This window comes from Parvibaculum sedimenti (assembly GCF_009184905.1).
Taxonomy (GTDB): domain Bacteria; phylum Pseudomonadota; class Alphaproteobacteria; order Parvibaculales; family Parvibaculaceae; genus Parvibaculum; species Parvibaculum sedimenti.
Genome location: NZ_WESC01000004.1, coordinates 67,228 through 80,783 on the forward strand (window position 1 = coordinate 67,228; position 13,556 = coordinate 80,783).

At 63.3% G+C, this 13,556-nt stretch carries 12 protein-coding genes; 4 read left to right on the top strand and 8 right to left on the bottom strand.

The annotated features are described in order from the left end of the window. Positions 1-17 precede the first annotated feature (17 nt). Positions 18-1,328, top strand: a complete 1,311-nt coding sequence (locus F2P47_RS05270; protein ID WP_152215132.1) for an MFS transporter — start codon at positions 18-20, stop codon at positions 1,326-1,328. Here F2P47_RS05270 and F2P47_RS05275 read toward each other — a convergent pair. The 3 genes from F2P47_RS05275 to F2P47_RS05285 all read right to left on the bottom strand — a co-directional run bounded on the left by F2P47_RS05275 (position 1,242) and on the right by F2P47_RS05285 (position 6,533). Next, positions 1,242-2,933 (bottom strand): pyruvate, phosphate dikinase, encoded by a 1,692-nt coding sequence (locus F2P47_RS05275; RefSeq protein WP_152215133.1) that lies wholly within the window; start codon positions 2,931-2,933, stop codon positions 1,242-1,244. The genes F2P47_RS05270 and F2P47_RS05275 overlap by 87 nt on opposite strands. Before the next feature lie 3 nt (positions 2,934-2,936). After that, positions 2,937-4,874 carry a DUF47 domain-containing protein gene (locus F2P47_RS05280; RefSeq protein WP_152215134.1) on the bottom strand — a complete coding sequence of 646 codons (1,938 nt, stop codon included), beginning with the start codon at positions 4,872-4,874 and terminating at the stop codon, positions 2,937-2,939. A 228-nt stretch (positions 4,875-5,102) separates the two neighbouring features. Continuing rightward, positions 5,103-6,533: an aldehyde dehydrogenase family protein gene (locus F2P47_RS05285; protein WP_152215135.1), complete on the bottom strand. Its 1,431-nt coding sequence runs from the start codon at positions 6,531-6,533 to the stop codon at positions 5,103-5,105. Between the two features lie 390 nt (positions 6,534-6,923). Here F2P47_RS05285 and F2P47_RS05290 point away from each other — a divergent pair, with 390 nt between their 5' ends. Both F2P47_RS05290 and F2P47_RS05295 read left to right on the top strand, forming a co-directional pair. Next, complete coding sequence (locus F2P47_RS05290; protein WP_152215136.1) at positions 6,924-8,459, top strand: GMC oxidoreductase; 1,536 nt, start codon at positions 6,924-6,926, stop codon at positions 8,457-8,459. 2 nt (positions 8,460-8,461) lie between these two features. Then, complete coding sequence (locus F2P47_RS05295) at positions 8,462-8,902, top strand: hypothetical protein (RefSeq protein WP_152215137.1); 441 nt, start codon at positions 8,462-8,464, stop codon at positions 8,900-8,902. 15 nt (positions 8,903-8,917) lie between these two features. Here F2P47_RS05295 and mtgA read toward each other — a convergent pair whose 3' ends face one another. After that, on the bottom strand, positions 8,918-9,574 hold the full coding sequence (gene mtgA / locus F2P47_RS05300) for a monofunctional biosynthetic peptidoglycan transglycosylase (protein WP_246176751.1): 657 nt from the start codon (positions 9,572-9,574) through the stop codon (positions 8,918-8,920). A 271-nt stretch (positions 9,575-9,845) separates the two neighbouring features. On the opposite strand from mtgA, the gene F2P47_RS05305 reads away from it, so the two are divergent. Next, positions 9,846-10,082: a hypothetical protein gene (locus tag F2P47_RS05305; protein WP_152215139.1), complete on the top strand. Its 237-nt coding sequence runs from the start codon at positions 9,846-9,848 to the stop codon at positions 10,080-10,082. A gap of 85 nt (positions 10,083-10,167) precedes the next feature. On the opposite strand, the gene F2P47_RS05310 is transcribed toward F2P47_RS05305, so the two are convergent. From F2P47_RS05310 to F2P47_RS05325, 4 genes are all read right to left on the bottom strand, one after another. After that, on the bottom strand, positions 10,168-10,710 hold the full coding sequence (locus F2P47_RS05310) for an iron transporter (RefSeq protein WP_152215140.1): 543 nt from the start codon (positions 10,708-10,710) through the stop codon (positions 10,168-10,170). A 37-nt stretch (positions 10,711-10,747) separates the two neighbouring features. Further along, positions 10,748-12,220 (bottom strand): 4Fe-4S binding protein, encoded by a 1,473-nt coding sequence (locus tag F2P47_RS05315; protein ID WP_152215141.1) that lies wholly within the window; start codon positions 12,218-12,220, stop codon positions 10,748-10,750. 130 nt (positions 12,221-12,350) lie between these two features. Then, positions 12,351-12,935: a TetR/AcrR family transcriptional regulator gene (locus tag F2P47_RS05320; protein ID WP_152215142.1), complete on the bottom strand. Its 585-nt coding sequence runs from the start codon at positions 12,933-12,935 to the stop codon at positions 12,351-12,353. Positions 12,936-12,940: 5 nt separating this feature from the next. After that, on the bottom strand, positions 12,941-13,408 hold the full coding sequence (locus tag F2P47_RS05325) for a nuclear transport factor 2 family protein (RefSeq protein WP_152215143.1): 468 nt from the start codon (positions 13,406-13,408) through the stop codon (positions 12,941-12,943). Between the last annotated feature and the right edge of the window lie 148 nt (positions 13,409-13,556).

A 13,556-nucleotide genomic window follows, 5' to 3' on the forward strand; every position in this document is an offset into this window, starting at 1 on the left:
GCGGTGGGAGGACGAGGATGGACGGCGGGCCGAGCCTTGCGCGGACTGAGGAAACGGAGGCGCGCCTGGCCGCCGAAGAGGCCTATCACGCCGAGGTCGAGCGGAACCTCAGGCGCAACTATGCCGCCAATCTTGCGCATGGCCTCCTGGGGCAGACAGGTTTCCGCCTCGTCACGGCGCCGACCTTCGTGCCGGCCTATATCTATCTTCTTTCCGGTTCCGAATTCGCCGTCGGCCTTGCGCTCGCCTCGCAATGGCTCGGCAACGCGCTCTCCTCGACGCTTGGCGCGACGCTGGTCGAGCACCGGAAGCGCGTGTTGTCGATGGGCCTGCTGGTCGGTTGGGGCATGCGCGGCGGGGTGCTGGGCCTCGCGCTCAGCGGCTATTTCCTGCCCGACCACTGGGCGCTGATTTTCGCCTGCATCTTTCTCTGCCTCTTCGGCCTCTTCAACGGCGTACAGTCGGTCATCTTCCAGCTTCTGATGGCAAAGGTGATCCCGCTTCGGCTGCGCGGTCGGCTCACCGGCTTTCGCAACTTCGCCGCAGGCCTTACCGCTGCCGGCGTCGCCTATGTCGGCGGCAAATATTTTGTCGAGGCGCATGCGCTCGGCAACGGCTATGCGACGACCTTCCTTGCCGCCTTTGCGCTGACATCCATCGGCCTCACCATGCTGATGCTGGTACGCGAACCCGACTCGCCCGAAGTGCGTCCGCGCACGAGCTTTCTGCTTCGCCTGCGCGAAATCCCGGACATTCTGCGCGAGGACCGCGAACTATCGCGCTTCGTCATTGCATCTGGCCTCGCGGCACTTGGAACGCTCGCTGTACCTTTCTATGTGCTTTACGCGGGCAAGGCGATCGGCCTTTCCGGCACGACACTCGGTGCGCTATCGACGGCCTTCCTCCTCTCGCAAACCGGCGCAAATCTGATCTGGGGATCGCTCGCCGACCGCATAGGCAACCGCGTCGTCTTCCTCGCCTCGGTCGGGATCTGGGCACTTTCGACCGTGGTGCTGATGGGCATGCATTCGCTCTGGCCGCTCGTCGCTGTCTTCGCGGGTCTTGGCGCAGGCCAGGCGGGCTTTCAGAACAGCACACAGAACATGATCCTCGAATTCGGCGCGCGAGAGGATCTTGCAATGCGGATCGCGATCCTGAACACGGCGACGTCCTCAATGATGGCTGTCGGGCCGCTGCTCGGCGGTCTCATCGCCGACAGTTCGTCCTTCGTCGCCGTCTTCTCAATCTCGACGCTGATGCTGAGCGCGGCCTTTGTGCTGGTGCTCTTCGCCGTCGGCGAGCCCCGGAAACGCGGCCTCTTTCACTGACGTTGCGTCGGTCTCCACACGCCAGCGCGCAACTTCGGCAAGTGCCGCCTCGGGCCGTTCGCGAATAACGGACAGTGCGCCGGCAAAAATCTGCCCCGCATCTCCATCAAGCGTCAGTTCGTCGCCTTCGCAGAATTCGCGCCCGCCGATGACGCAGATGCCCTTCTCCGGCAGGATGCGCAGCGCCGAACATCCGACGAGACAGACCTTGCCGAGTTGCCGCGCCACCACCGCCGCATGCGAGGTGCGCCCTCCCGCCGCCGTGAGTACGCCTTCGGCCGCCGCAATGCCCTCGATATCGCCGGTCGAAATATCGTCGCGCACGAGAATGGCGCGTTTGCCCTCCGCCGCGAATTCCGCGGCACGCTTCGGGTCAAAGGCGATATGTCCGACGGCGGTGCCTATGCTCGCTGGCACCGCCTCCGCGAGTGGTGCGACACCGTCGCCCGCAAGGCGAAGACGCTCCAGCTTGTCGAGCGCAATGCCGTCGAGCCGCTTCAGCGCCTCGACGGGCGAGATCAAGCCCTCCTGCACCATGTCGACCGCCATACGTAGCGCCGCCCATGGCATGCGCTTGCCGTTGCGCGTCTGCAGAAGATAAAGCCTGCCATTCTCGACCGTGAATTCGAAGTCCTGCATGTCGTGAAATTCGACCTCGAGCACATCCTTCATGCGGGTGAGTTCGTCCGCGACTGCGGGAAGGCGTTGCGGCAGGCGCTCGGTGTCATGCACCGCGTGGCGACCGGAGACGACATCCTCGCCTTGCGCATTGAAAAGGAAATCGAGATAGGGCCGGTTCTCGCCCGTCGCCGGATCGCGGGTGAAGCCGACGCCAGCGCCGGAGGTCGCACCCATATTGCCGAACACCATGGCCTGCACGGTGACGGCCGTGCCCATATGCTCGTCGATGCCGTTGAGCGCCCGGTAACGCTTCGCCTTGTCGCTCATCCAGGAGCGGAAAACGGCCTCGACCGCTGCAACGAGCTGCTCCATCGGATCCTGCGGGAAGGGCTCGCCCGTCAGGGCAAGCGACAGGGATAGCGATTCTTGCGCGATCGCGGCAAGGGCGTGGCTGTCGAGATCGCGTGTGCTCGAAAGCTGCTCCTCCGCAGCGCGTGTTTCGGCCAGCGCGTCGAAGGGCGCCGCATCCACCTCGCGCACGACTTCCGTGAAATCGCGCACAAGGCGGCGATAGCTGTCCTGAACCTGTCGCGGATTTCCGGTCATGCGCAGGAAGCCACGGGCGGTCTGGTCGGTGAGACCGATATTGAGGACGGTCTCCATCATGCCGGGCATGGAGACCGGCGCGCCGGAACGCACGGACACGAAAAGCGGGCGTCGTTCGCCGCCAAAGCGACGGCCGGTCGCGCCTTCGAGCTCATGCAGGCCACGGGCGAGAAGTTCGCGCGTTCCCTCAGGAAGCTTGCCCCGCGAGAGATAGGTGCGGCAAATGTCCGTCCCGAGCACGAAGGCTGGCGGCACATTGAGGCCGAGCCGCGCGAGACGCATGAGCCCATAGGCCTTGGACCCCATAGTCGTCGCACTTGCCGAAGCGGGCATGGGCTTCCCCGCCAGAATAAAGAAAAGATGCTTGTCGAGGGACATCGTCTATCCGGCCATGACATCGTTGACGAGGTGATCGCGCAATTTGAGCGCCGTTCGCGACAGCGCATCCGCCGCCTCTTCGAGAAGCCGGGCCAGCGTGCCCACGAGTTGATGAACGCGGAAATCCGGCGCCTGCATCAGCAGCAGGCCGCGCGCTTCGCGCTCCACCTTGTCAGTCTCGTGTTCAATGCGGATGAGGCGATCGACCGCTTCAAGGAAATCGTCGAAATCCTCGCGCGCGCCGTCGCGGCGCACCTGCCCGGCCGCTTCGAACATCTTCACCATCTCCTGCGCGCCCTCGACAAGAAGATCGGCGAGCCGTCCAACAGGCACGAGGAGTTCCGGCGACATTTCGAACTTCGGCAGGAAGGAGGCGACAAATGCCGCTTCCTCCAGGGCGTCGGCGACGTCGTCCGCCTCATGCAGAAGATCGCTATAGACCTCAGGCTTGTGCATGCGGCGCACCAGCGAACGGACGCGAGTGACCAGCCCGTCCGCCTCCTGCTCCCAATGCTGCGCCCGCGTGGCGGCTGCATCGAGATTGGCGCGGCCCTCACTGAAGGCGAACAGGCCGTCGCGAAGACCAGTCGCCAACTCGAAGACCAACGCGGCGTGAGAGGAAGCGAGCGAGAGCAGGCTTTGCTGCGCGCCATGAAAGCGGCGCGCGAGTTCGGTCTTCACCTCGTCGCGAATGAAGCGTTCGGAGCGGCCCTGCAACAAGCCTTCGGTCGAGACGCGCAGGACGAATTTCAGATAGTCGAGTGCCTGCTCGGCACCCAGCGCCTCATGCAGCTTCTCGCCGTAGCGGAGTGTCTGCTGCGCAAACTCAATGGCTTCGTAAAGAAGCTGCTCGCCGCCGAGCTTGAGAAAACCGCGATGGCCGATATTCTGTTCCGCCGCCCATTTGAGAAGCCTCACGCCATCGGGCTTGCGCAGGAATTCGCGCAGCAGCTTGCGCGTATGATTCCAGTCGATAAGGAAGACGATGCGCGAGCCGAGAAAGCCCAGATAGCGCTCGAGCGACGCCCGGTCCGGTGCATCGTAACGGCCGAGGCAGAGATAATAGTTTTCCTTCTCGTTGACCTGTTCACCCTGGCGCGTGCGCGTGTCGTCCCAGCGGACGCCAAATGGCTTGAAGAGGCTCTGGAAGAAGGCGGCGCGCTGCACATGGATATCGGTATAGGTCAGCGTGACCGCCAATCCCTCGACATGAATGACGAGGACATGCGCATCATTCGTGCCGATGTCATTTTGAATGACGAGCCTGGCCGCAGCGCGCGTCGCCGTGGTGCCGAGCCCCGGATGGTCGAACTTGAGCGGTGCGGTCTCGTTGAGGCCCCGCATGAAGGCAGCAACGAGCGAACGGTCCGCCTCATCGATGCGCCAGACGCGGGCGCCCTCAATGCTCTCCTCCGACAATTCACCCTGAAGCGCATTGAGCGCCTTGTGAAGATCCATGACGAGAATGTGGAGACTGTCCCCCCGCGCGCGCTCGGCGGAGGTGATGGCATCCACAACGCCGGCTGGCACACGATCCCCGTCAAAGGACGGCAAGGCGGCCGAGAGCGCCGCTTCGCGCGCGGCAAAATCCTCATTGGCCGGAAGTCCCGCCAGCACCAGCGGCGAGCGCATGGCGGCGATGCCGTCGAGCACGGCCTGACGCAAGGCCGCCGCGCCGGGAAGATAAAGCGCGCCGTCCGCTTCGCGCCGCACATCCGCGAGAGAGCGGTCGAGCGTCGCGTCGGCAAGGCCCGCCGCCCGGCGCTCGGCGGAGAGATCGGGCATGGGGCCGTCGGGCCGGTCCGCGCGGCGTTCCGCCGTCTGCATCAGGGTCAGCAGGAATTTGACGCGGTCATTGGCGGTAAGCGCCTCGGAAAGCTGATCCGGCAGGAGCAGCGCCCGCTCGCCGAGTTCATCCATCATGAGGCTTTTTACGGGCACGGGACGCTCTCTGTTGCGGGAAGATGACGGCCATTATGGGGCGCAGCGGCGACGGCGCCTTGATCCGTCTCAATCGCAGAGCCGCGCTTCATTAGAGCTAGAGCGGCCCGATGACGATGCGATGACAAAACCCCCGTCGGGGCCAAGCCATATGTCGCAGACGCACAAAGAAAAACCGGCGCCCTTGCGGACGCCGGTTTCACATCTCATTCCCGAGGGAAAGAAAGATCAGGCAGCGCTGTAGCCGAGGACGGCCTTCACCTCGAGGAACTCCTCGAAACCGAACTCGCCCCATTCGCGACCGATACCCGACTGCTTGTAGCCGCCAAAGGGCGCATTGAGGTCCGGGCCAGCGCCGTTCAGATGCACGTTGCCGGTGCGGAGCTGCGAAGCAACCTTGCGGGCATGCTCAACCGAACCCGACTGCACGTAACCCGACAGGCCGTAGACCGTATCATTGGCGATGCTGATCGCGTCTTCCTCGTCCTTGTAGGGCAGGATCGTGAGGACCGGGCCGAAGATTTCTTCCCGCGCGATCGTCATGTCGTTGGTGACATTGGCGAAGACGGTCGGGCGAACGAAGTAGCCCTTGTTGACGCCTTCCGGACGGCCGAGGCCGCCGGCGACAAGCGTCGCGCCTTCCTCGATGCCCTTCTGGATGAGGCCCTGGATCTTGTTGTACTGAACTTCCGAAACGACCGGACCGATCACGGTGCCTTCGGCCAGCGGATCGCCCGCCTTCACCGTGGCGGCCGTCGCCCGGGCGATCTCGATCACCTCATCCTGGCGCGCGGCCGGAACGAGCATGCGCGAGGGTGCGTTGCAGGACTGACCCGAGTTCGACATCATCGTGTAGATGCCGCTGGAGACGGCCTTTTTGAGGTCGGCATCGTCGAGAACGATATTGGCCGACTTGCCGCCGAGTTCGAGCGCAACGCGCTTGACCGTGTCGGCAGCCGCCTTCGAAACGAGGATACCCGCGCGGGTCGAACCGGTGAAGGACACCATGTCCACATCCGGATGCGACGAGAGCGGCGCGCCGACATCGACGCCGTCGCCATTGACGAGGTTGAAGACGCCCGCCGGGACACCAGCCTCATGCAGCACTTCGGCGAAGAGATAGGCGTTGATCGGAGCGACTTCCGAGGGCTTCAGCACCATGGTGCAGCCGACGGCGAGCGCGGGCGCAACCTTGCAGGCGATCTGGTTGATCGGCCAGTTCCAGGGCGTGATAAAGCCGCAGACGCCGACCGGCTCGCGCACGATATGCGTGGTGCCCTTGTCGTATTCGAACTCATAGTTCTTCAGGAGTTCGAGATTGGTGTTGAGGTGGGCAATGCCCATCGCAGCCTGCGCAACCTGGGCGAGCTTCACCGGGGCGCCCATTTCGGCGGTGATCGCCGCGGCAATGTCGGCATAGCGCTTCTGATAGACGGCGATGATCGACTGCAGAAGCTCGATACGCTCCTGACGGCTCGTCGTCGAATATTTCGGGAAGGCGGCCTTGGCGGCGGCGACAGCCTTATCGACGTCGGCTTTGCCACCCATGCTGATCTTGGCAATCGGCTCTTCGGTCGCCGGGTTAATGACGTCGAGCGCCTTCGGTTTGACCGGGTCGACCCACTGGCCGTTGATGTAGAATTTCAGGTAATCCGTCATTTCGTCCTCCTTGTGATGGCATTCCCAAGCCCGGTGCCTTGCGGCCTCGCCGCCCAAATCGAGGGCAATTCTCAACGAGGTCGTCGGCGCGGACAGCCCTGCCGAGGGGCCTGCCCTACCAGCCGGGAGGGGGTTTTTCTTTGGGGAGAAACCTGACACAGAGGCTCAAGCCCGGTCCAGTCCAAAACGTCTCGCAAACCGGCGATTTCGCGGCGACGCCCTGCGGCAATATCCACAGGCTGCCGCTGGAATTCCGCCGTTCAGTCGTAAAATTGACACATGCGGAAAAGATAGGAAACTAGACCGCGAATTATTCACCGCCTCGCCAAGTCGCGAGAGTCGAATGCGCGGTTCCGGACCGGGAACTCAAACGCCGAAAGGTGCGAGTAAATGTTCATCGACGGCCGCAACGTCCCCGACGGCACCATCGTCGAGGCGGAAGTGGCGATCATCGGCGCCGGCGCCGCCGGCATCTCGATCGCCCGCGCGCTTCGCAATATCGATGCGCGCGTGGTGCTCATCGAAAGTGGCGGCCTCGATTTCGAGCCCGATACACAGGAGCTTTACGAGGGCGAAAGCGTGGGCGTTCCCTACGCCCTCGACACATCGCGGCTTCGCTATTTCGGCGGCTCGACCAACCACTGGGGCGGCTGGTGCCGGCCCTTCGAGCCGATCGACTTCGAGCAGCGCGACTGGGTGCCGCATTCCGGCTGGCCGATCAATCGCGCCGACCTCGACCCCTATTACGTTCGGGCCAATGAAGTCTGTCAGATCGGCCCCTTCATCTATGATGACCCGGCAGCCGTTTCGGAAGGCGGCCAGTACCAGCCGCTCGACCTCGGCAAGGAGGTGATGACGCGCTGGTTCGAATACAGCCCGCCCACGCGCTTCGGCTGGACCTATCGCCAGGACATTGAGAAGGCCTCGAACATCAAGACCTATCTCAACTCCAACGTGATGGAGATCCTGCCCAATGCCGAGGCAACGAAAGTTGAGCGGCTTCGCGTCGGCACACTGACCGGCCGCCGCTTCGAGGTGCGCCCGCAAACCGTGATCCTTGCAACGGGCGGTATCGAGAATGCGCGCATGCTGCTTCTGTCGAACAGCATCGAGAAGGCGGGGCTCGGCAATGGGCGTGGGCTGGTCGGGCGCTACTTCATGGAGCACCCCCATATCGAGCGGCCCTGCGAGATCATGATCACCGATCCATCGCTCGTCGCGCCCTATTACCAGACCTATACGCAGTCGGCGGGGGCCAACATCCGCGGCGTTTTCATGTTCACAGCGGACTATCTGCGCAAGAACCGCCGCCTCGGCACCGTCATGACCTTCTACAAGCAGAAGGAGGTCCGCACCGACATCGACGTGGAGGAAAAAGACACTGAGGCGGCGCGCGACATCGAGCCCGGCATTGCACAGCTCATTCGCTCGACAAGCTCAAAAGCCAACGAAAGTCCGGTGCTCGCCATGCGCTATGGCACGGGCTGCGCGACCGAACAGGCGCCAAACCCCGACAGCCGCATCATGCTCTCGACTGAAAAGGACGCGCTTGGCCTCAACCGCACGAAGATCGACTGGCGGCTCTCGCCGAGCGACCGCGCCAATCTGCGCCACAACATCGAGGCACTTGCCCGCGCCTTCGGCGCCTGGGGCGAAGGCCGCGTGCGCATTCGCCTGCCCGACCGCGACAAATGGGACGAGGCCGAAGGCTGGGGCAACCACCACATGGGCACGACCCGCATGGCCGCCGACCCGCGCAAGGGCGTCGTCGACGCCAACTGCAAGGTCCACGGCGTCGAAAACCTCTACGTCGCCGGAAGCTCCGTCTTCACGACCTCGGCGACCGTCAATCCGACGCTCACCATCGTCGCGCTGGCGCTTCGTCTCGCCGATCACGTCCAGACGCGCTTCACGAGGGGGGTCTGACGATGTCGGACGCCATTTCACGCCGTCAGCTTCTGGTGCTCACGGGTGTCGGCCTCGCGGCGGCCGCTTTGCCCGCCGCCTTGCCCCTGCTCGACCGTGAGCGCACGACACTTGCCGGGGAACTCATCGCCACGCTCGCCGATCCGGCGCGAGCGGCGGAGATCGGGCGGCAATGGATGGTTTCGACAGAGCGTGGCGGGAATACATCCGTCTTCGCCCAGAAAATCGCCAAGCGTCTGCACGCGCGTGGTTGGCATCCCGGCGATCCCACCGACGTCACACGCTCTGCCATCGGCGAACGTGTGCGCTATGAATTCAGACACGACGATATGGTCGAGATTTCCGGCTGGCAGATTTCACGCACCGAAGCGGAACTTTGCGCACTGGCCGCGGCAAGCCTCGGTACCGCCCCCGCCGAAACCGAACCATCGACCGAGGGCTGAGGCAGCCGACCTGGGTCAGGGACAAGGCGCATTCTTGCCGAGCACCACGCTCTGCATACGCGCCTCGATCGTATAGGCGCGGGCCCGCGTCCAGTCGCCCGGCTTGTCGGGATGCCATTTGAGTGGATTGGGGAGCACTGCCGCCATGAGCGCGGCCTGATAGGGCGAGAGCCGCGCCGCGCTGACGCCGAAATAAGTCTGGGCCGCGGCTTCGGCGCCGTAAATGCCCGGTCCCCATTCGATCTCGTTCAGATAGAGCTCGAGAATGCGTTTCTTCGGCAGCAGCGCTTCAAGCCAGACAGTCAGATAGGCCTCACCGCCCTTGCGCAGAAATGTGCGCCCCGGCCAGAGAAACAGATTCTTCGAGGTCTGCATGCTGATCGTGCTCGCGCCCAGCACACGATGGCGCTTCTGCTGCAGCCGCTCGATCGCATTGTCGACCGCCTCCCAATCGAAGCCGCGATGCCTACAGAATTTCGCATCCTCGGAGGCGATGACGGCCCGCTGGAGATTGGGCGAAATCTGGGAGAGCGGGACCCAATCCTTCGAGATTCCATAACCCTCGACGAGACGGATCAGCATCAGCGGCGTCACCGGCGGCGGCACGATGCGATAGAGAAGAATGACCAGCGCCGGACCGACGAAGAGCAGCAGCAGGAGATTGCCGACCACTCTGCGGAGCCTGCTGCGGGGCGCTTTGGCGGGCCGCCGCGCCGCAGGGCCGGGCCTCGATGAGGGTCTTGATCTGGTCACGCCGGAAGTTTCCGCGAGCAGGAGCTTCAACACAAGTCCGCCTTCTTAGGCCCGCGCCCGCCTTATTGCCAGATTTCAGCCACATTCTCGACCGGAAACCTTGCGAGGCTTTCATCTTCGCGATGCGGCGGGCAGCGATTCGCGTCGCTGAAAGGCCGCGCTCTGAGGGGGCGCATTCACGGAGGTTTCGATGAGGAAAGCAGTGACAATCGTAGCGGTGGCGGCGCTTTTGGGTACGACTGCCTGCACCAATCAGGACAACACGACCCAGGGCGCGCTTTCTGGCGGCGCCATCGGCGGCGCGATCGGTCTCGCGGCGACGGCAGTAGCAGGCACCAGCCTCGTCACGGGCGCTATCGTCGGCGGCGCGGTCGGTGCGGCGGCGGGCGCCTATATGGGTTGCCAGAAGGATAACAGGTGCAAGTAAAGCGGCCTCATCCGCTTTACTCTGACGAAAGAGGCCCGCCGGAAATCTCCGGCGGGCCTTTTCGATTCTTCAAACAGCGAAGGGCTCAGTAGCCGCCCTTTTTGCCGGTGCCGACATAGGCGAAGTCCCAGGCGACCTGGAAGGGTTCCCACCATTCCTTCGTGCCCGTCTCCTTGTCGACGTGATGATAAAAGCCGTTATAGGCAGGCGGCTGAATGTTGAACGTCACCTTGTACTTACCGGCGCCGTCGAGCTTCACATTGTCGCCGTAGTGAGGACCATCATCTGCGCACATGGGTAGGAAGAGCCCCGCCGTCTTCCAGTCCGAACCGAGCTTCTCGATCGTGTAGGTGATCGTGAGGTAAGGAATCCAGGCCTCGTCGCGGAAGCCCTGTTCATTTCCGCGCACGGCATGAATGTCCGCCTCCAGATGAATATCGGTCGGCTTGTCCATGCCCGGAAGCTCCGGCGCCATCTTGACCGACTGCAGATAGACGGCGGCGATGTTCATGCCGTCCTTCTCGACAGGATTGCCGACCGCTACTTCACCCGCGGAGGATGGTGTGGCAAGCGCCGCAAGCGACAAGGCAAGAGGCAAGGCGGCAAGACGCTGTTTCAGAGATGTCATGGCATCTGTCCTTTAATTGACTCGAACGAAAGAAAACTCAGGCGCCGACAACGGCTGGCCACCACGAGAAAACGATGAAGATGCTGCCCGCGAGGCCCGGGGCCAAAGCGAACATCCGGGAATAGAAAGAAACGCCCTGACGCGCGAGGATGCGCGCACCGAGCGCGAGGCCCCAAAGCGTCGCTCCGGCAAGCAATGCGGCCTTGAAATCGCCGACGAGTGCGGCGGGTGCGCCAGCGGCTACAACGGTGTCAAAAAGCTTGCCGCCAAGACCGAGAAGCAATGAGACCATCGCCACGGGCGCGAACTGATAGCCAAGCTCGACAAAGCGAGCGCGGAAGCTGCCTTCGCCACCGAGGCGTCCAGCGATCCAGGACGAAAGACCGGTTGCGAGCGCAAGGCCCGCCGCGAGAAGTGCCGCCCAGCCGAGCATGTAGCCGACGATCATCGTGAAATCGAGCCAGGTAAAAACCTCGCGCGCTTCCGGATGCACACTCATCAGCCACCAGGGCCCCGGCTCGCCGACCCAGAACATGTTGTGGTCGATCGCCCATGTGCCGAGAGCCATGCGCCATGTCTGATAGCTCGGCAGGATAAGCCAGAGGAACCCGCCCAGCGCTGCGCCGGTGCCGACAAAGAGGAACCACACTTCGGCGGCATTTGGATTGTGATCGCGGATTTTCGCGACTTCTTCGCCGGGCGCGCGCAGGCGGAGGAAAAGGCCGCCGGGCGAAGACGGTTTCACGCAGCGGAAGCATTCAATGCAGTGGCGCGATTCTTCCTTGCGCGGGATCGAGATCATGGTCGGGCAAATGCCGCGCTCGGCATAGGCGTCACCGCCCGGATGCTTGCTCTTGGGCGCAAACTGCACTGCGCCGAGGCGCGAGAAGACGCCGAGCAACAGGCCGATAGGGCAAGCATGGCGGCACCATGCGCGCTTCTTGCGGCCATAGATGAAGCCCATGGTCACGGCGGCGAGCAGCGTGCCGCCAAAGACTTCGGCGATACCGAGCGGATGATCGCGCACGCCGACCGTCTGGCCGAGAATGGTGATGATGAGAAAGCTGACAATGGGCGTGCCTTCCCATTTGATCCAGCGCGGAATCTGCCGCTGCAAGCCGACCTTGTTCGCCCATTCGGACGCGGCGCCCATGGGGCAGAGCACACCACACCAGCTGCGCCCGGTGAAGATCACCGAAAGGAAGACCAGCGGAAACCAGATGCCCCAGAAGGCGAAGTTTACCGCCACCGTGAAGTTGTTGAGCGGCGTCGCATCTTCCGGCGGAAGCGGCAGAAAGAGCGGAACGATGATCGCGACGAGGAAGGCGACGAACATCGCCGCATGAACATAGGGTAGAAATTTGCGGTAGCGCGTAAAGAAGGCCTCAAGCACGCGGGCAAGACCCGGAAAGAGCCCGGGGCGTTCGGTACCCGAGCGGAACCAGATTTCCGGCCCCAGCGCGCCCGCGCCCGCCCCGCCTCTGCCCGACCTCGTGTCTATGATGACCATGACCCGTAACCAACCAAATCCGGCTCTTCGCGCCGCACGGCTTGCCGCCGCCAGGAAGATGTTGGTTATCGAGTTTGCGAATGAATTGCAATATCTATCGAAGGGCCGAGGCAATCCGCCGCGAGGAACCTCAGCCCTGAGCGGAACGGCCCCTGACCTGCTGCGGAGCCACCAGTCGCCTCCGCAGGGTGCCGATGATCCGGTCGAAGGCTCCCGCATCGTCCAGCGCCCGCGACAGGACGATGGCACCCTGAATGAGGCCTACGGCCTCCTCGGCCAGCGCAGCGGCGTCCTTCCGCCCCGCCCTTGTGAGAGCGGCGGCAAGCGCCTCGATCCAACGCACGAAATAGCCGTGGATACGCACAGCGAACCGGCTGCGCGCATCGTCGAGGGCGAAGGCCCCGACGAGGCAGATGCGCCGGCCCGAACGGAAATAGGCATCGACGGCATCGAGCATCGTTGAAATGGCCTTTCCCGCGTCAGCCTCTTCGCGCAAGGGCAAGAAGACATCCCCCTCAAACCACGTGTCCACATCGGCGAGCACAGCGGCGGCCATCTCCTCCTTTCCGCCCGGGAAAAAGTTGTAGAGGCTGCCCTTGCCGAGGCCCGTCGCCTCGCTGATGAAGGCAAGACTCGCGCCCTCATAGCCATGCTTGCGAAAGACTTCCGCAAGGAGCTGCGGCAGATCGGCGCGTTCGACGGGTTTTCTGGACATGGACCTCATAACCCCAGATCGGAGAGGCCAGGATGATTCAACGGCCGTACACCGAGGGGCCAGTGGAATTTGCGCTCCTCTTCTGCAATGGGCAGATCGTTGATGCTGGCGAAGCGGCGGCGCATCAGGCCGTCGTCGTCGAACTCCCAGTTCTCGTTGCCATAGGACCGGAACCATTGGCCGGAATCGTCGTGCCATTCATAGGCAAAGCGCACGGCGATGCGATTTCCTTCGCAAGCCCAGACTTCCTTGATGAGCCGGTATTCATTTTCGCGCCGCCACTTGCGCCCGAGAAACGCGACGATCTCCGCGCGGCCCGTGACGAACTCGGCCCGATTGCGCCAGACGCTGCCTTCCGTATAGGCGAGGGCGACACGCTCAGGGTCGCGGCTGTTCCAGGCATCTTCGGCCATGCGAGCCTTTTGCACAGCAGTTTCGGCGGTGAAGGGCGGCAGGGGTGGGCGCGGCGACATGGAAACTCTCCGGCTTGTACCGAACGGTCAAATTATGGACCAATCGGTACAAAACTCTTCTGGTGCCGTCAAGAGCGCTTTCTGCCCGCAACGACACCGGCCATGACATTTCGTTGAAGTGGCTGGGCGCTTCGTTCTTCTCGATTGA

What these genes read in the sequence shown, in the direction of transcription:
- F2P47_RS05270 (WP_152215132.1), top strand. Translation starts at nt 18, where the DNA reads ATGGACGGCGGGCCGAGCCTTGCGCGGACTGAGGAAACGGAGGCGCGC.
- F2P47_RS05275 (WP_152215133.1), bottom strand. Translation starts at nt 2,933, where the DNA reads ATGTCCCTCGACAAGCATCTTTTCTTTATTCTGGCGGGGAAGCCCATG.
- F2P47_RS05285 (WP_152215135.1), bottom strand. Translation starts at nt 6,533, where the DNA reads ATGACGGATTACCTGAAATTCTACATCAACGGCCAGTGGGTCGACCCG.
- F2P47_RS05290 (WP_152215136.1), top strand. Translation starts at nt 6,924, where the DNA reads ATGTTCATCGACGGCCGCAACGTCCCCGACGGCACCATCGTCGAGGCG.
- F2P47_RS05295 (WP_152215137.1), top strand. Translation starts at nt 8,462, where the DNA reads ATGTCGGACGCCATTTCACGCCGTCAGCTTCTGGTGCTCACGGGTGTC.
- F2P47_RS05305 (WP_152215139.1), top strand. Translation starts at nt 9,846, where the DNA reads ATGAGGAAAGCAGTGACAATCGTAGCGGTGGCGGCGCTTTTGGGTACG.
- F2P47_RS05310 (WP_152215140.1), bottom strand. Translation starts at nt 10,710, where the DNA reads ATGACATCTCTGAAACAGCGTCTTGCCGCCTTGCCTCTTGCCTTGTCG.
- F2P47_RS05315 (WP_152215141.1), bottom strand. Translation starts at nt 12,220, where the DNA reads ATGGTCATCATAGACACGAGGTCGGGCAGAGGCGGGGCGGGCGCGGGC.
- F2P47_RS05320 (WP_152215142.1), bottom strand. Translation starts at nt 12,935, where the DNA reads ATGTCCAGAAAACCCGTCGAACGCGCCGATCTGCCGCAGCTCCTTGCG.
- F2P47_RS05325 (WP_152215143.1), bottom strand. Translation starts at nt 13,408, where the DNA reads ATGTCGCCGCGCCCACCCCTGCCGCCCTTCACCGCCGAAACTGCTGTG.